General features: G+C 76.1%; 13 protein-coding genes and 1 riboswitch. Of the genes, 6 read left to right on the top strand and 7 right to left on the bottom strand.

All coding sequences use genetic code 11. From position 1 onward, the window contains the following. Positions 1-196 precede the first annotated feature (196 nt). Positions 197-472, bottom strand: coding sequence for a WhiB family transcriptional regulator (locus tag HS045_RS21400; RefSeq protein WP_374191401.1), 276 nt, complete (start codon positions 470-472; stop codon positions 197-199). Between the two features lie 127 nt (positions 473-599). Further along, on the bottom strand, positions 600-1,601 hold the full coding sequence (locus HS045_RS21395) for a DNA topoisomerase IB (RefSeq protein WP_196453223.1): 1,002 nt from the start codon (positions 1,599-1,601) through the stop codon (positions 600-602). A 204-nt stretch (positions 1,602-1,805) separates the two neighbouring features. Here HS045_RS21395 and HS045_RS21390 point away from each other — a divergent pair, with 204 nt between their 5' ends. From HS045_RS21390 to cobM, 4 genes are all read left to right on the top strand, one after another. Next, positions 1,806-2,204 (top strand): PPOX class F420-dependent oxidoreductase, encoded by a 399-nt coding sequence (locus HS045_RS21390; protein ID WP_196453222.1) that lies wholly within the window; start codon positions 1,806-1,808, stop codon positions 2,202-2,204. A 120-nt stretch (positions 2,205-2,324) separates the two neighbouring features. After that, complete coding sequence (locus tag HS045_RS21385) at positions 2,325-2,726, top strand: pyridoxamine 5'-phosphate oxidase family protein (RefSeq protein WP_196453221.1); 402 nt, start codon at positions 2,325-2,327, stop codon at positions 2,724-2,726. Continuing rightward, complete coding sequence (cbiE, locus tag HS045_RS21380; RefSeq protein ID WP_196453220.1) at positions 2,719-4,017, top strand: precorrin-6y C5,15-methyltransferase (decarboxylating) subunit CbiE; 1,299 nt, start codon at positions 2,719-2,721, stop codon at positions 4,015-4,017. The genes HS045_RS21385 and cbiE overlap by 8 nt, the downstream gene beginning before the upstream one ends. A 97-nt stretch (positions 4,018-4,114) precedes the next feature. After that, complete coding sequence (gene cobM, locus HS045_RS21375) at positions 4,115-4,861, top strand: precorrin-4 C(11)-methyltransferase (RefSeq protein WP_196453219.1); 747 nt, start codon at positions 4,115-4,117, stop codon at positions 4,859-4,861. Positions 4,862-4,900: 39 nt separating this feature from the next. On the opposite strand, the gene HS045_RS21370 is transcribed toward cobM, so the two are convergent. After that, positions 4,901-6,517 (bottom strand): methyl-accepting chemotaxis protein, encoded by a 1,617-nt coding sequence (locus HS045_RS21370; protein WP_196453218.1) that lies wholly within the window; start codon positions 6,515-6,517, stop codon positions 4,901-4,903. A gap of 163 nt (positions 6,518-6,680) precedes the next feature. Further along, the gene (locus HS045_RS21365; RefSeq protein ID WP_196453217.1) at positions 6,681-7,754 is read right to left on the bottom strand and encodes a cobalt-precorrin-5B (C(1))-methyltransferase; all 1,074 of its coding nucleotides are present in this window, start codon (positions 7,752-7,754) and stop codon (positions 6,681-6,683) included. Between the two features lie 119 nt (positions 7,755-7,873). On the opposite strand from HS045_RS21365, the gene HS045_RS21360 reads away from it, so the two are divergent. Further along, positions 7,874-8,623: a cobalt-precorrin-6A reductase gene (locus HS045_RS21360; RefSeq protein ID WP_196453764.1), complete on the top strand. Its 750-nt coding sequence runs from the start codon at positions 7,874-7,876 to the stop codon at positions 8,621-8,623. Between the two features lie 107 nt (positions 8,624-8,730). On the opposite strand, the gene HS045_RS21355 is transcribed toward HS045_RS21360, so the two are convergent. From HS045_RS21355 to HS045_RS21345, 3 genes are read right to left on the bottom strand one after another with little or no spacing between them, the layout of a single operon-like run. Further along, the gene (locus tag HS045_RS21355; protein ID WP_307827635.1) at positions 8,731-10,488 is read right to left on the bottom strand and encodes a precorrin-2 C(20)-methyltransferase; all 1,758 of its coding nucleotides are present in this window, start codon (positions 10,486-10,488) and stop codon (positions 8,731-8,733) included. 5 nt (positions 10,489-10,493) lie between these two features. Then, positions 10,494-11,120 carry a precorrin-8X methylmutase gene (locus tag HS045_RS21350; protein ID WP_196453216.1) on the bottom strand — a complete coding sequence of 209 codons (627 nt, stop codon included), beginning with the start codon at positions 11,118-11,120 and terminating at the stop codon, positions 10,494-10,496. After that, positions 11,117-12,856, bottom strand: coding sequence for a precorrin-3B synthase (locus HS045_RS21345; RefSeq protein ID WP_307827634.1), 1,740 nt, complete (start codon positions 12,854-12,856; stop codon positions 11,117-11,119). The genes HS045_RS21350 and HS045_RS21345 overlap by 4 nt, the downstream gene beginning before the upstream one ends. A 73-nt stretch (positions 12,857-12,929) precedes the next feature. After that, a riboswitch (cobalamin riboswitch) is annotated at positions 12,930-13,054 on the top strand. A gap of 98 nt (positions 13,055-13,152) precedes the next feature. Between HS045_RS21345 and cobN the strand changes: the two genes are divergently transcribed. Further along, positions 13,153-16,887, top strand: a complete 3,735-nt coding sequence (cobN, locus tag HS045_RS21340; RefSeq protein ID WP_196453215.1) for a cobaltochelatase subunit CobN — start codon at positions 13,153-13,155, stop codon at positions 16,885-16,887. Positions 16,888-16,900: the final 13 nt, after the last annotated feature.

The following is a 16,900-nucleotide window of genomic DNA, read 5'->3' as shown; positions in this document are numbered from 1 at the left end:
GGTCGGCGAACGGGACCCGGACGTACTCGGCGTGGCTGCCCTTGAACCCGCCCATGGCGTGGGAGTGGCCGAAGACGCCGCCGGGCTCGTACCCGAAGTCTGCGGGGTCGTCCGATCCCGCCGTGGCTACCGGTCGAGGGGCCTCCAATCCGGGCCCGCCGCGCGGTGGGCGCGGGGCCCGGCGTCGTACGCCGTGTCACATGCTGGCGCCCTGCCGGGTGCCCGTCAGGGCCGCGGCCCGTTCGTCGGGGCTGGTGCCGCCCCAGACGCCGTGCATCTGGTGCGTGCTGAGGGCGTACTCCAGGCACTGCGCACGCACCGGGCAGCGCCGGCAGACGGCCTTGGCGTGCTCGTGCTGGACATGGCCCGGCCCCTGGAGCGAGATGGGGAAGAACAACTCCGGGTCCTCGCTGAGGCAGGCCGCGAGGCGGGACCAGTGTGTGATGAAGGCGATGTCATTATGAGAAGTCACATTAAATCCAATGAATGTGGGATAAATCCGACAGATGTCGGCTCAACTTGTTCACTCGGATGCCCGCGCCTGTCGGGTTCATACGGGTTGGGGAGAGAAAAGGTCGGCAAAATCACGGGCGGAGAATTCATGATCGGCGCAGCAGCGCGATGACGGCCCGCTCCACGCCGCCGTGGGTGGCCAGCTGCCCGAAGCCGGTCTCGGCGCCGAGTTCGGTGAGCGCCCGGGCGATGGTCCGCCCCTTGTCGTAGGCCTCGACGACACGGGGGTCGACATAGGACGCGCGGGCGACGGCGGGCGTGTTGCCGAGATAGCGGGCCACCTCGGTCATCACCCTGCTGACCGCCCGCCTCCGGCCGGTCCGGGACCGGGCCCGGGTGGAGACGGCCAGGCCCACCGCGGCGAGCACGGTCGCGTGCCAGGTCCGGAAGTCCTTGGCCGACACCTCGCACGCGAACGTCTCGCGCAGGTAGGCGTTGATGTCGTCGCTGCGCACGTCCGCCCAGCGGGAGCCGTCCCGGTAGCGCAGCAGCTCCCCCTCCTCGCCGCTCCGGTGCAGGGCGGTGACCACCGCGCACACGTCCGCGTCGACGATCTCCATCTCGCGGTGCTTGCCGCCCTTGGCCGGGTAGGCGCAGGTGACCCGGCCCGCCGCGCAGGTGACGTGCTCCATCCGCAGCGTCGCCAGGCCGAACGACGCGTACGCCTCACCGCCCACCCGGAAGAAGCCGATGTCGAGCATCCGGGCCGCCGCCGCGAGCACCCGCTCGCGGGTCAGCCCGCGCTGCCGCAGGTGCTCGGCGACGCGGTCGCGGAACTTCGGCAGCCGGTCGGCCATCTCCAGCACCCGGTCGAACTTGATCCGGTCCTGCTCGGCGCGCCAGACGTCGTGGTACCGGTACTGCCGCCGCCCGGCCGAGTCGGTGCCGACCGCCTGGATGTGCCCGTCCGCCGAGCGGCAGATCCACACGTCGGTCCAGGCCGGGGGGAGGGCCAGCGCCCTGATCCGCGCGAGGGCGCGGCGGTCGCGGACCGGCCGGCCGTCGGGGTGGTGGTAGCTGAAACCACGGCCCCTGCGGCGGCGCCGGATGCCCGGCTCGGCGGGATCGCTCTGGCGGAGTTCGGTCATGGGCGGCCCTTACCCGCGCGGGCGCGCCGTATGAGCGGGGGCGGAGGGACGGCCGGTGTGAACGGGGCGGGGAGGAAGCCTGCGTAAACGGGAGGTCGGGAACGGGAACGCGGATCACGGGAACGCGTGGCGGAACGGAACAGATCACCGAGGGAGGTTGTTCGATCGGTCCGTAGGCATAACGAACCGATCATGGAGGTCCCCGTGGGGAAGCTGAACGACGACGCCAGGGAACTGCTCCGCCGGCCGGTGCACGGCTGGGTGACCACCCTGCGGCCGGACGGCTCGCTGCACAGCACGGTGGTCTGGGTGGACGTCGACGGCGACGACGTCGTCTTCAACACGGCCGTCGGCCGGGCCAAGGAGCGGCACCTGCGCGCCGATCCCCGGGTGTCGGTGAGCGTCCTGGACCCGCAGGACCCCTTCCACCTGGTGAGCGTCTCGGGTACGGCGCGGCTGGAGTTGGAGGGCGCCGACGCGGTCATCGACCGGCTGGCGAAGAAGTACCTGAACGTGGACTCCTATCCGTACCGCCAGCCGGGTGAGCAGCGCATCACGGTCCGGGTCGCCCCGGAGCAGGTGATCTACAGCCCGGGGAGCTGATCCGCGCCGTGCCCGCCGGGCCGCGCCGTCGTCCGATCGCTCCGCCGTGCCCGGCGGGGTGCGGTCGCCGGGCACCCTCTACCATGTCGCCCTGAACCATGACGATCAGGGAAGGGCGGGGTGTTGAAGGATCTCGGGGACGGGTTCCGCGCCTTCTGGCGGGAGCGCCACCTGTGCACGCTGACCACCCTGCGGCCCGACGGCACCCCGCACGTGGTCCCGGTGGGGGTGACACTGGACGCCGACGCGGGCATCGCGCGGGTGATCACCTCCGGATCCTCGCGCAAGGCGGGCCACGTGCCGGAGGCCGGGGAGGCGGCCGGTGAGGGCGTGCCGGTCGCGGTCTGCCAGGCGGACGGACGGCGCTGGTCGACGCTGGAGGGCCGGGCGGTGGTCCGCAGGGACCCGGCGTCGGTCGCCGACGCCGAACGCCGCTACGCCGAGCGCTACAGGACGCCGCGCGAGAACCCGTCCCGCGTCGTGATCGAGATCCGCGTCACCCGGGTCATGGGCAATGTCTGACGCCCCCTCGGGTCCCGTCGCGGAACCCCCGCCGGACACCGCCGCAGGCCCTGCCACGAGCGCCGCCGCGGTCCCCATCGCGGTCGTCGTCGGGATCGGCGCCGACGGCTGGGCCGGGCTGTCGCCGGCCGCGCGCCGCGAACTGCACACCGCCGAGGTGCTCATGGGCAGCGCGCGGCAGCTCGCCCTGGTCCCCGAGCCCACCGCCGAGCGGGTCGTGTGGCCCTCGCCGCTGGTGCCCGCGCTGCCCGGCCTGATCGCCGCGCACTCCGGCCGCCGGATCTGCGTGCTGGCCAGCGGCGATCCCATGTTCCACGGCATCGGCACGACGCTGGCCCGCCTGCTCGGCCCGGACCGGATCCGGGTGCTCCCGCACCCGTCGTCGGTCTCGCTGGCCTGCGCCCGCCTGGGCTGGGCCGTCGACCGGACCGAGGTCGTCAGCCTCGTGACCCGCCCGGCCGAGTCGCTGCGCGCCGTACTCCACCCGGGCCGCCGGATCCTGGTCCTGGCCGCCGACGGACGCTCCGCCGCGCGGGTCGCCGCGCTGCTCGCCGCCGACGGGTACGGCGGCAGCCCGGTGACCGTCCTGGAACGGCTCGGCGGCCCCGAGGAGCGCGTGGTCTCCGGGACGGCGGGCCGCTGGGCCCTGCCCGTGACGCACGACCTGAACGTCGTCGCGGTCGAGTGCCGGGCCGATCCCGGGACCGCGCCGCTGCCGTGCGTCCCCGGTCTGCCCGACGACGCCTTCGCGCACGACGGCCAGCTCACCAAGCGGGAGGTGCGCGCGGTGACCCTGTCCCGCCTCGCGCCCGTCCCCGGCGAGCTGCTGTGGGACGTCGGCGCGGGGGCGGGGAGCATCGCGATCGAGTGGCTGCGCGGCCACCGGGCGAACCGGGCCGTCGCGGTGGAGCGCGATCCCGCCCGCGCCGCCGGGATCGCCGGGAACGCGGCCCGGCTCGGCGTCCCGGACCTGAACGTGGTGACCGGGCCCGCCCCCGCCGCGCTCGCCGGTCTCCCGTCCCCCGACGCGGTCTTCGTCGGCGGCGGGGTGACCGTGCCCGGCGTGGTGGAGGCCTGCTGGGCGGCGCTGCGGCCCGGCGGCCGGCTGGTGGCCAACGCGGTGACCGTCGAGTCCGAGTCCGTCGTGGCCTCCTGGTACGGCGAGCTCGGCGGGGACCTGGTCCGGCTGGCGGTCAGCCGGGCGGCCCCGGTCGGCGGGTTCACCGGCTGGCGGCCCCTGATGCCGGTGACGGTCTGGACGGCGGTCAAACCGGAGGACGGACGACGATGACGACGGCGGTGGCGGTGGCGACGGTGGAGACGATGACGACGGCGGCGGAGACGGCGGAGGCGGGGCGCCGCCCGCGCCCGCGGACGGAGGGGGAGCGATGACGGTCCGGTTCATCGGGGCGGGGCCGGGCGCCGCGGATCTGATCACTCTGCGGGGGCAGCGGGCGATCGCGTCCTCACCCGTGTGCCTGTACGCCGGATCGCTGGTCCCGGCGGAGCTCCTGGCCGACTGCCCGGCCGGCGCGCGGCTGGTGGACACCGCGCGGATGACGCTGGACGAGATCGTCGCCGAGATGCTCGCCGCGCACGCGGCCGGGCACGACGTGGCCCGGCTGCACTCCGGGGACCCGTCGGTGTTCAGCGCGGTGGCCGAGCAGATGCGGCGGCTCGACGCCGCGGCGGTGCCGTACGAGGTGGTCCCGGGCGTGCCGGCCTTCGCGGCGGCGGCGGCCTCGCTGAAGCGGGAGCTGACCGTGCCCGGGGTGGGCCAGACGATCGTGCTGACCCGGACCTCCGCGCGGGCCACCCCCATGCCCGCGGGCGAGGACCTGGACACGCTCGGCCGGAGCCGGGCCACGGTGGTGCTGCACCTGGCCGTGCAGCGGATCGAGCAGGTCGTCGGCGAGCTGGTCCCCAACTACGGCGCCGACTGCCCGGCGGCCGTGGTGGCGCGGGCCAGCCGCGACGACGAGGTGGTCCTGCGCGGCACCCTCGCCGACATCGCCGAGCAGGTCCGGGCCGCGGGGGTCGTCCGCACCGCCGTGATCGTCGTCGGCCGCGTCCTGACCGCCGCGGAGTTCCCCGACAGCCACCTCTACTCCGCCGCCCGCTGCCGGGACGTGTAGCGGGCGGCGCGACGCGCGGCGGAACCGCGGGCCCCTCCCTCAGACGGTGAAGCGGCTCACCAGCGTGCGCAGCGACGTGCTCATCTCGGCCAGCTCCGCAGCGGCCCGGTGCGACTGCTCCACCCCCGCGGTGGTGACCGCCGCGGCCTGGGCGACCCCGGCGATGTTGGCCGCGATCTCGTTGCTGGAGCTCGCCGCGTCGGCCACGTTGCGGTTCATCTCCCCGGTGGTGGCCGTCTGCTCCTCCACCGCCGCGGCGATCGCCGCCTGGTGGTCGTTGATCCGCTCGGTGATCTCGCCGATCCGGCTGATCGCCTCCATCGCGGCCGTCGTGTCGGCCTGGATCGCCTGGACCCGCCGGGCGATGTCCTCGGTGGCCTTGGCGGTCTCCTGGGCCAGGTCCTTGACCTCGCCGGCGACCACGGCGAAGCCCTTGCCGGACTCCCCGGCCCGCGCCGCCTCGATGGTGGCGTTCAGCGCCAGCAGGTTGGTCTGCTCGGCGATCGAGGTGATCGTCTTGACGACGTCGCCGATCTCGGCCGAGGAGGTCTCCAGCTGGGCCATCATCGCGCTGGTGGTCTCGGCCACGCGCACGGCCTCGGCGGTCACGGAGGCGGCGGCGGAGGTGCTGCGGGAGATCTCCCCGATCGCCGCGCCCATCTCCTCGCCGCCGGCGGCCACCACCTCCACGTTGTGCGAGACGTCCGCGGCGGCGGCGGCCACCACGCCGGACTGGAGGCTGGACTCCTCGGCGGAGGCCGCGATCTGCTCGGCCACCCGGGACAGGTGCACCGAGGAGGCGGCCAGGGAGGTGCTGTGGTCCACCAGCGCCGTCACCGTCGTGTGCAGGGATCCGGCGGTGGCGTCCACGGCGTCGCCCAGCCGGCCGAGCTCGTCGCGGCGGCTCATCCTCAGCCGCACGGTCAGGTCCCCGCGGGCCAGCCGGCCGAGGGCGGACACGACCGTGCGGAGCGGGCGCACCACGGAGCGGGTGGCGGCGGCGCTCAAGCCGGCCGCCACGAGCAGCGCCGCGACCAGCGTGCCGAGCAGGATGCGCTCGCTGTCGGCCCGCACCCCGGCGGCCTCCGCCCGCAGTGCGTCCACCCGCTCGGCGAGGGAGGCGACCAGCGCCGCGTTGATCTCCAGGCTGGCGGAGTACGCGTCGGCGGCCTCACCGCCGTTGATGCTGTTCATGGCCTCGGCCCGGGCCGCTGAGGTGTCCTGGCGCAGCAGCTCCATGATCTTGTCGTCCCAGGCGAAGAAGCGGTCCCAGGCGGGCCGGAGCGTGTCGAATCGCGCGCGCTCGGATTCGGTCAGGTAGTCCACCCGGGTGGCGTCGATCGTGGCGTAGAGGGCCTTCTTGCTCTCCAGTTCGCCCTTGCGGTTGTAGGCGTCGGGCGCGGTGGCCGCCGTGCCGCCGAAGGCCCCGGCGTCGGCCGCGACCAGCCCCTGCCAGCCGGTGACGTCGGAGGCGGCGTAGCTGAGCCGCTGGATGTCGTCCTCCACCTGCTTCAGCTGGTCCATCCGCATGCTGATGGCGTGCTGGTTGTCCATCCCGGCGCGGCCCACGACGACCGAGACGATGATCAACGAGGTGACGAGAAGGAACGACACCCCCAGCCTTCTGCCGACTCCCCAGTTCTGTGGCTGGAACATGCAAGGACCTCCCTGCTCGAATCCGCCGGCCGGCGGTATCCGTCCGATCGGCAGGAAGAACGCGCGGTCAAGGGAATCCGAGGGGCGATGAAGGGCGCTGAGGGGCGGTGAGGGGCGCCGAGGGGCGGGCGGGACCGGACGCGGAGGGCGGCGGGGGCGGCGGTCACCCGGCGCGGCCGACGACCGCCCCCGCGCGGTCGATGACCACCACGTCCACCTCCACCGGCGCTCCGCGCAGCACGCCCGCGGCGGTCGTACGGGCCCGTCCGGCGACCAGGTCGCCCAGGGGCAGGCCCGCCTCCTGGCACAGGCGCAGGGCGTGCAGGGCGGTGTTGGCCGCCAGGACCCGCCCGGCCAGGGCGTCGTCCCCGCCCGCCGCGCGGACCAGCTCGGCGAGCAGGCCCGGGTTGACCTGGGAGCGGCCGGAGTGCAGGTCGAGGTGGCCGTCGGCGAGCTTGGAGAGCTTGCCGATCCCCCCGGCGATCGTCAGGCGGGGCACGGGATGCCGCCGCAGGTACTTCAGCACCGCTCCGGCGAAGTCGCCCATGTCCAGCAGCGCCTCCTCCGGCAGGCCGTACAGCTCGGCGGCCACCCGCTCGGAGGTGCTGCCGGTGCACCCGGCGACGTGCGCGTGACCGGCCGCGCGGGCCACGTCGATCCCGCGCCGGATGCTGTCGATCCACGCCGAGCACGAGTACGGCACGACGACGCCGGTGGTGCCGAGGATGGACAGCCCGCCCAGGATGCCCAGGCGGGGGTTCCAGGTCCGGCGGGCCAGCTCCTCGCCGCGCTCCACGGAGATCTCCACGACCACGTCCCCGGTTCCGCCGCAGCGGGCGGCCACCTCGGCGACGTGCTCGCGCATCATCCGCCGGGGGACCGGGTTGATCGCCGGTTCGCCCACCTCCAGCGGCAGGCCCGGCTTGGTGACCGTGCCGACGCCGGGACCGGCGGCGAACACCACGCCGCCGCCCGGGGCGCCGTGCCGCACGGTCGCCGAGATCAGCGCGCCGTGCGTCACGTCGGGGTCGTCGCCCGCGTCCTTGACGACCGAGGCCGTCGCCGCGCCCGCGGTGAGGGACTCGCGCGCCAGGGCGAAGGCCGGGCGGCGGCCCTTCGGCAGGACGATCTCCACCGGATCGGGGAACTCGCCGGTCAGCAGCGCCGTGTAGGCGGCGGCGGTCGCCGCCGTCGCGCACGCGCCGGTGGTCCAGCCGTGGCGCAGGGGCGCGCTCACCGCCCGTCCTCCGGCCGGTACGGTGTCCCGGTGATCGGGCACGCGCGGGGGAGGACGACCCCGGCGCCCCGGCGCCGGAGACCGCGGACGCTCCGCGGGGGGAGAGGGGGGACGGGGTGCTGAACGTCCTGGTGCTGGGCGGCACCGACGAGGCGAGGAGGCTGGCCGCCGCGCTCGCCGGACGGCCCGGGACGCACGTGGTGTCCTCGCTGGCCGGCCGGGTGCGCGACCCGAAGCTGCCGGTGGGGGAGGTGCACGAGGGCGGGTTCGGCGGTCCCGACGGGCTCGCCGCCTGGCTGGCGGAGCGCCGGATCGGTGCCGTGGTGGACGCCACGCACCCGTTCGCCGCCCGGATGACCGCCTCGGCGGTCGAGGCGGCCCGCCGTACCGGGCTCCCGCTGCTGATCCTGCGCCGGCCCGGCTGGCAGGCCGGGCCCGGCGACGACTGGCGTCCGGTGCCGTCGCTGGAGGCCGCGGCCGGGCTGCTGCCCGCGCTGGGGGAGCGGGTCTTCCTCACCACCGGCCGCCGGAGCCTGCCGGTCTTCGCGGACCTGGACGGGCTGTGGTTCCTGGCCCGCTCGGTGGACCCGCCCGAGCCGCCGCTGCCGCGCCGGACGGAGGTGCTGCTCAGCCGGGGTCCCTTCACCCGCGAGGGCGAGCTCGCCCTGATGCGCGGGCACCGGATCGACGTGCTGGTCACCAAGGACAGCGGCGGCGAGATGACCACCGCCAAGCTGCACGCCGCCCGCGAGCTGGGCCTGCCGGTCGTGGTCGTGCGGCGCCCGCCCGCCCCCGGCGGCGTGCCCGCGGTGCCGACCGTCGAGGAGGCGGTCGCCTGGCTGGAGACGGTCTCCGGCGCCGCAGGGTAGGACCGGGGACGGCCGCGTGGGACGGTCGGCCGGAGCCGGAGCCGGAGCCGGAGCCGGAGCCGGAGCCGGCGGGGCGGGACGGCCCCGCCGTGCTCCTGAGGGGCACGTCATGCCGGGTAGCGGCGGGGGGTGAAGACCACCCGGCGGCCGTCGCCGCGGTCGGCCACCCGCGTCGTCGAGGACCCGACCAGCAGCAGGCAGCGCATGTCCACCGCCGCCGGGTCCAGCTCGGCCAGGGTGGTCATCGTCACGCGCTCGTGCGCCCCGCCGACGTCCCGGCCGACGACCACCGGCGTCTGCGGCGCGCGGTGCTCCAGCAGCAGGTCGCGGGCCGCGGCCACCTGCCAGGTCCGGCTCCTGGACGCGGGGTTGTAGATCGCCAGCACCAGGTCCGCCCGCGCCGCCGCGCTGATCCGCTCCGCCACCACCTCCCACGGCTTGAGCAGGTCCGACAGCGACAGCACGCAGTAGTCGTGCCCCAGCGGCGCCCCCGCCCGGCTCGCGACCGCGTGCGCCGCGGTCAGGCCTGGCAGCACCCGCACCGGCACGCCGGAGAAGCGCGGCTCGCAGGCCACCTCCAGCACCGCGCTCGCCATCGCGAACACCCCCGGGTCACCGGAGGAGACGACGGCCACCCGGGACCCGGCCCTGGCCAGCTCCAGCGCGTGCGCGGCCCGCTCGGCCTCCACCCGGTTGTCGGTGGCGTGCCGGCGCTGGCGCGGGTTGGGCGGGACCCGGTCCAGGTAGGGACCGTACCCGACGAGCTCGTCGGCGGCGGCCAGCGCCTCCTGCGCCTCCGGCGTCAGCCACGGCCGTCCCGCCGGGCCGAGGCCGACGACCGTGACCTCGCCGACCCCGCCGACCCCGCCGACCCCGCCGACCCCGCCGACCCCGCCGACCTCGCCGACCTCGCCGACCTCGCCGACCCCGCCGATCCCGCGGATCTCGCCGGCCGGGCCGGTCCCCGCCGCGGATCCGGCCTGCTCGGTCCCGTCCGCGGGGCCGGTCCCGACGCCGGCGGCGGGCTGCGCGGCATGGGCCGGATCCGCGGACGGGACCGGCCCGGCGTTCACCGGGCTGGGGATCAGGGCCAGCGAGAAGTACGGCACGCTGTCCGGGTCGACCTCCGCCAGCGGGGCCAGGCGCTGCCCGCCGGTGGTGGCGCGCTCCACGTACCAGGCCTCCTGCAGGCGGCCCGCCTTCTCCAGCGCGTCGCGGACCTTGGTGAACGTCCGGCCCAGCTTGAGCACCGCGGCGGAGTCGGCGGAGGCGAGCCGCTCGGCCAGCACCTCGGCGGGCAGGGTGCCGGGCAGCACCGTCAGCGTCTCGTCGCGCTCCACCAGCGGCCGGCCGAGGACCGCCGCGGCCCCGCTCACCGAGGTGACGCCCGGGACGACCTCGGTGGGGTAGCGGTGCGCCAGGCGCTTGTGCATGTGCATGTAGGAGCCGTAGAAGAGCGGGTCGCCCTCGCACAGCACCACCACGTCGCGCCCGGCGTCCAGGTGCGCGGCCAGCCGGAGCGCGCACGCGGCGTAGAAGTCGTCGATCGCCCCCTGGTAACCGCCCGGATGGTCGGTCGTCTCCGTGGTGAGCGGGTAGATGAGCGCCTCCTCGATCTGCCCCTCCCGCAGGTACGGCGCGGCGACCGAGCGGGCGATGCTCCGGCCGTGCCGGGCGCTGTGGTAGGCGATCACGTCCGCCGCGCCGAGGAGGCGGGCGGCCTTGACGGTCACCAGCTCGGGATCGCCCGGCCCCAGCCCCACCCCCCAGAGCCGTCCCGTGCCGTGCCCGTCTTCTCCGGTGCACCCGTCACGCTTGTCGTGTCCCGCGGTCGGGCTGGTCGGGCCGGTCGGATCGTCGGTCACGGTGGTCACTCCTGCTCGCTGGCGATCGCGTTGACGGCGGCGGCGGCCATCGCGCTGCCGCCCCTGCGGCCGTGCACGACCAGGTACGGCAGGCCCGCCGGATGCTCGGCGAGGGCCTGCTTGGACTCGGCCGCGCCGATGAAGCCGACCGGGAGGCCGAGGACGGCGGCCGGTCGGCCGGCCCCCTCCTCGACCAGCTCCAGCAGCCGGAACAGCGCGGTGGGCGCGTTGCCCACCGCGACCACGGAGCCCTCCAGCCGGTCGCGCCAGAGCTCCAGCGCGGCGGCGCTGCGGGTGGTGCCCAGGCGTTCGGCGAGCTCCGGCACCCGGGGGTCGCCGAGGGTGCAGACGACGTCGTTGCCGGCCGGGAGACGGCGGCGGGTCACCCCGGAGGCGACCATCATCGCGTCGCACAGCACCGGGGCCCCGGCGCGCAGCGCGGTCCGCGCCGAGGCCACGACACCGGGGGACCAGCCGAGGTCGGCGACCAGGTCCACCATGCCGCAGGCGTGGATCATACGGACCGCCACCTGGGCGACGTCGCCGGGCAGCCCGCCCAGCTCGGCCTCGGCGCGGATGGTGGCGAAGGAACGGCGGTAGATCTCCGCGCCGTCGCGGACGTAGTCGATCACGTTTCCCCTCTGGCGGCCGCCACCGCGGCCGCGGTCTGTCCGATGTCCGCACAGGCCAGGCTGAGGCCGTCCGCGTCCACCCGGTAGCCGTCGCCGATCGCGACCACGTCCACGACCCGCCCGGCCGGACGGCCGCAGCGGCGCTCGCAGCCCGCCCAGTGCACGGGGAGCGTACCGGTGCGGGGCGATCTCATCGAACGCGAGGCGGCGTTCTCCTCGGCGAGGCCGACGACGGAGGCCGCGTCGGCCTGGACGTCGGAGAGGGACTTGGCGCAGCCCGGCCGGCCGGTGCAGGCGCTCACCCCGGTCCACGGCGAGTCCGGGTCCGTGACCAGCCCGGCGTCGGCCAGCCGGACGGCCGCCTCCGCCGCCTCGCCGCGGGTCAGACCGGGAACGACCACCCCCCGCCACGGCGTGAGCCGTACCTCGGCGGCCAGTCCGGCGAGCAGTTCCGCCTGCGCCGAGGTCAGCCGCCCCAGCGGTACCGCGACGCCGAGGGCCACCCGGTCGCCGAGGTCCCCGTGCCCGTATCCCTCCCGGTCCCCGTGCCCGTATCCCTCCCGGTCCCCGTGCCCGTATCCCTCCCGGTCCCCGTGCCCGTATCCCTCCCGGTCCCCGTGCCCGTATCCCTCCCGGTCCCCGTGCCCGTATCCCTCCCGGTCCCCGTGCCCGTGGACCGGCTCGATGACGCCCACCGGCCCGCGTGCGGACGGGTGCGGCACCACCGGCTCGCCGGACCCGGCGTCCGTCACGGGGGGCGCCGCGGCGTCCGCCGGGGTCCCCGGCGGGGTCTGCGCCGGGGTGCGCACCGGGGTCTCCGCCGGGGTGCCGGACGGGGTCTGCGTCGGGGTCTGCGCCGGGGTGCCCGCGGAAGCGCCCGCCGGGGTGCCCGCGGAAGCGCCCGCCGAGGCGACCGCCGAACCGGTCGCCTCGGTGCGGAGGCGTGCCGCGACCCGGCCGGGACCGCCGGGCAGCTCCCCGATCCGCCAGGCGGTGGCCGGCGCGTCCGCGAGCTCCGCCAGGAACGCCCCAGCCACCGCGAGCAGCGCGGGAACCGCTTCGGACACCGCGACGCGCAGGCCGCTGTCGGTTCCCGCGACGAGGACCGCGGCCCGATCGGGGCCGAGTGGCAGGATGCCCGCGTCGGCGCCGAGCCCGGCGACGTCGCCCCGGCCGTCGTCGACGGCGAACAGGAAGCGGCCGGGCAGGGCGGCCAGCTCCGGGCGGGCGCACAGCTCCCGGTCCAAGTCGGCGACGAGCGGGCCCGCGTCGAGCAGCCCGCGGCCGTCGCAGCCGCTCAGCGGGGAGGCCAGGATGTTGCGGACCCGCTCGTGGGACGGCGAGGGCAGCAGGCCCGCCTCCGCCATCCGCGCCGCGAAACCGGACTCTTCGCCCAGCCCGCGGACCTGGACGTTCGCCCGGGAGGTCAGCTCGATGACCCCCGTGCCGCACTCGGCGGCGGCCCGGGCCAGCGCGCGCAGCCGGGCGGAGGCCAGGCGTCCGCCCGGAACGCGGATCCGCGCCAGCCCGCCGTCGGCGGCGGCGTGCGTCTGCAGCGCCCCGGGACACCCGTCGGGCCGGGACCGTCCCGTCGGGCCGGGTCCGGCGGGGGACCGGGGCGCCCCGGGGGATCCGGGCGCGGCGGGCGCGGGTGCGGGACGGCGGAGCCCCGGCCCGCCGCGGACGCCGGAGGAGCCGGACACACGGGGAGATCCGGAGAAGTCGGGAACGGTCACGCCGAGGATGGTAACGCCGGGTTCCTCCGGACGGCCGGACTGCCGTACCCTCATGGTCAAGCGAAGGCAAAGGGAGGAAGCCGGTGTGAATCCGGCGCGGTCCCGCCACTGTGACCGGGGAGCGACCCCCAACCGGGCCACTGTCCGCATGCGGACGGGAAGGCCGGGGGGAGCGTCGATCCGGGAGCCAGGAGACTCCGGCCGTCGCGTCCGCCGACGACCCGGGGCGAGGACCCCGAGGGAGGAAGAGTTCCCGTGCGCCCTTCGCCGTGCCCCCGTCCCGAGGGGCGTGCCGCGTGATCCTGCTGCTCTCCACCTCCGACACCGACCTGCTCAGCGCCCGCGCGAGCGGCGCCGCCTACCGGCTGGGCAACCCCGCCCGGCTCGCCGCCGCCGACCTGCCGCCGCTGCTGGAGGGCGTCGACCTGGTCGTGGTCCGGCTGCTCGGCGGTCGCCGCGCCTGGGAGGAGGGCCTGGACGCCCTGCTCGCCGGACCCCGGCCCGTCGTCGTGCTCGGCGGCGAGCAGGCGCCCGACGCCGAGCTGATGGAGCTGTCCGGCCGCGGCGGGGTCCCGGGCGGCGTCTGCGCCGAGGCGCACGCCTACCTCGCCCACGGCGGCCCGGCCAACCTCGCCGAGCTGCACCGGTTCCTGTCCGACACCGTGCTGCTCACCGGCGAGGGGTTCGCCGCTCCTCAGCCGACCCCGGCCTGGGGCGTGCTGGAGCGCGAGGCCCGCCGAGACGTCCCCGCGGACGCCCCGGTCGTGGGGGTGCTGTACTACCGGGCCCACCACGTCGCCGGGAACACCGCGTTCGTCGAGACGCTCTGCGCGGCGGTCGAGGCCGCCGGCGCGCGGGCGCTGCCCGTCCACTGCGCCTCCCTGCGCACCGCCGAGCCCGCGCTGATCGAGACCCTGCGCCGGGCCGACGCCCTGGTGGTGACGGTGCTCGCGGCCGGCGGCACCCGCCCGGCGACCGCGTCGGCCGGCGGCGACGACGAGGCGTGGGACGTCGGGGCGCTGGCGGAGCTGGACGTGCCGATCCTGCAGGGACTGTGCCTGACGAGCAGCCGGGAGGCCTGGGAGGGCAGCGACGACGGCCTCTCCCCGCTGGACGCCGCCTCCCAGGTCGCCATCCCCGAGTTCGACGGCCGGATCATCACCGTGCCGTTCTCGTTCAAGGAGATCGACGCCGACGGGCTCACCGTCTACGTCGCCGACCCCGAGCGGGCCGCGCGGGTGGCCGGCATCGCCGTACGGCACGCCGCGCTGCGGCACGTCCCGCCCGCGGAGCGGCGGATCGTGCTGATGCTCTCGGCCTACCCGACCAAGCACTCCCGGATCGGCAACGCCGTCGGCCTGGACACCCCCGCGAGCCTGGTGCGGCTGCTGGCCGCGCTGCGCGGGCACGGCTACGACACCGGCGCCGAGGACGAGCTGCCCGGCGTGGCCGACCAGGACGGCGACGCGCTGATCCACGCGCTGATCGCGGCGGGCGGGCAGGACCCCGACTGGCTCACCGAGGAGCGGCTGGCCGGCAACCCGGTGCGCATCGCCGCGCGCGCCTACGCCGAGTGGTACGGCACGCTCCCGGCGGACCTGCGCGAACGGATCGAGGAGCACTGGGGGCCGCCCCCCGGCGAGCTGTTCGTCGACCGGTCCCGCGACCCGGAGGGCGAGATCGTGCTGGCCGCGCTGCGCGCCGGCAACGTCGTGGTGATGGTCCAGCCGCCGCGCGGCTTCGGCGAGAACCCGATCGCCATCTACCACGACCCCGACCTGCCGCCGAGCCACCACTACCTGGCGGCCTACCGGTGGCTGGCCGACGGGTTCGGCGCGCACGCGGTGGTGCACGTCGGCAAGCACGGCAACCTGGAGTGGCTGCCCGGCAAGTCCGCGGGCCTGTCCGCCTCCTGCGGCCCGGACGCCGCCCTGGGCGACCTGCCGCTGATCTACCCGTTCCTGGTCAACGACCCCGGCGAGGGCACCCAGGCCAAGCGCCGCGCCCACGCCACCCTGGTCGACCACCTGGTGCCGCCGATGGCCCGCGCCGACACCTACGGGGACATGGCGCGGCTGGAGCAGCTCCTCGACGAGCACGCCTCGATCGCGGCCATGGACCCGGCCAAGCTCCCGGCGATCCGCGCGCAGATCTGGACGTTGATCCAGGCGGCCCGCCTCGACCACGACCTGGGGGTCGGGGACCGCCCGCACGACGCGGAGTTCGACGACTTCCTGCTCCACCTGGACGGCTGGCTCTGCGAGGTCAAGGACGTGCAGATCCGGGACGGCCTCCACGTGCTGGGCGCCGCCCCGGAGGGGGAGGTCCGCGTCGACCTGGTGCTGGCCATGCTCCGGGCCCGGCAGATGTGGGCGGGCAGCGAGGCGCTGCCCGGCCTGCGGGAGGCGCTGGGCCTGGCGGAGGACGGCGGCGCGGACCGGGCGGGCGTCGACGGGGCCGAGACGCTGGCCCGCTCGCTGGTCGAGGCCATGGAGTCCCGCGGCTGGGACCCGGACGCCGCCTCCGGCGTGGTCGCCGCCGTCCTCGGGCCGGACGGTGCCGTCCTCGGGCCGGACGGTGCCGTGTCCGGGCCGGGTGGCGCCGCACCTGAAACGGGCGGCGGTGCCGTACCCGGATCGGGCGGTGCGGCGGGGCCGGGCGGGGGCGGCGCGGGCTCCGGGGCGGACCCCGCGCAGGTGGAGCGGATCCTGCGGTTCGCGGCGACCGAGATCGTGCCCCGGCTGGCGCGCACCACCGACGAGATCGATGCGATCCTGCACGCCCTGGACGGCGGCTACGTGCCCGCCGGGCCGAGCGGGTCGCCGCTGCGCGGGCTGGTCAACGTGCTGCCGACCGGGCGCAACTTCTACTCGGTCGACCCCAAGGCGGTGCCGAGCCGGCTGGCCTGGGAGACCGGGCAGGCCATGGCGGACTCGCTGCTGGCCCGCTACCGGGAGGAGACGGGCGAGTGGCCCCGCTCGGTCGGGCTCTCGGTCTGGGGGACCAGCGCCATGCGCACCGCCGGGGACGACGTGGCCGAGGTGCTCGCGCTGCTCGGGGTGCGGCCCGTCTGGGACGAGGCGTCGCGCCGGGTCACCGGCCTGGAGGCGATCCCGCCGGCCGAGCTGGGCCGGCCCCGGGTGGACGTCACCGTCCGCATCAGCGGGTTCTTCCGGGACGCCTTCCCGCACGTCGTGGCCATGCTCGACGACGCCGTACGGCTGGTGGCGGCCCTGGACGAGCCGGAGCGGGACAACTACGTCCGGGCCCACGTGCTGGCCGACTCCGGCCGCGGCGACCGGGCGACGATGAGGATCTTCGGTTCCCGCCCGGGCGCGTACGGGGCGGGGCTGCTGCCGCTCATCGACAGCCGCAACTGGCGCGACGACGCCGACCTGGCCGAGGTCTACGCGGTCTGGGGCGGGTTCGCCTACGGCCGGGGCGTCGACGGCGTCCCGGCGCGCGAGGACATGGAGACGGCCTACCGGCGGATCGCGGTGGCGGCCAAGAACGTCGACACCCGCGAGCACGACATCGCCGACTCCGACGACTACTTCCAGTACCACGGCGGCATGGTCGCCACCGTCCGCGCCCTCACCGGCCGGGCCCCGGCCGCCTACATCGGCGACAGCACCCGCCCGGACGCGGTCCGCACCCGGACGCTGTCGGAGGAGACCTCCCGGATCTTCCGGGCCCGGGTGGTCAACCCGCGCTGGCTGGCCGCGATGCGCCGGCACGGCTACAAGGGCGCCTTCGAGCTGGCCGCCACCGTCGACTACCTGTTCGGCTACGACGCCACCACCGGGGTCGTCGCCGACTGGATGTACGACCGGCTCGCCGCGGCCTACGTCCTGGACCCGGAGAACCAGGCGTTCCTGGCGGAGTCCAACCCGTGGGCGCTGCACGGCATCGCCGAGCGGCTGCTGGAGGCCGCCGACCGGGGCATGTGGGAGCATCCGGACCCGGAGATCCTGGCCGGGGTGCAGGAGGCCTACCTCAAGGCGGAGGGCGACCTGGAAGGCCGGGATTGACGCGCTCCCCGGC

The organism is Planomonospora sp. ID82291, from assembly GCF_015711645.1.
Lineage (GTDB): Bacteria > Actinomycetota > Actinomycetes > Streptosporangiales > Streptosporangiaceae > Planomonospora.
This window is presented reverse-complemented; position numbering and strand designations above follow the sequence as displayed.

Coding starts and splice junctions, on each gene's coding strand:
- HS045_RS21395 (WP_196453223.1), bottom strand. CDS start 1,601: ATGACCGAACTCCGCCAGAGCGATCCCGCCGAGCCGGGCATCCGGCGC.
- cbiE (WP_196453220.1), top strand. CDS start 2,719: ATGTCTGACGCCCCCTCGGGTCCCGTCGCGGAACCCCCGCCGGACACC.
- cobM (WP_196453219.1), top strand. CDS start 4,115: ATGACGGTCCGGTTCATCGGGGCGGGGCCGGGCGCCGCGGATCTGATC.
- HS045_RS21370 (WP_196453218.1), bottom strand. CDS start 6,517: ATGTTCCAGCCACAGAACTGGGGAGTCGGCAGAAGGCTGGGGGTGTCG.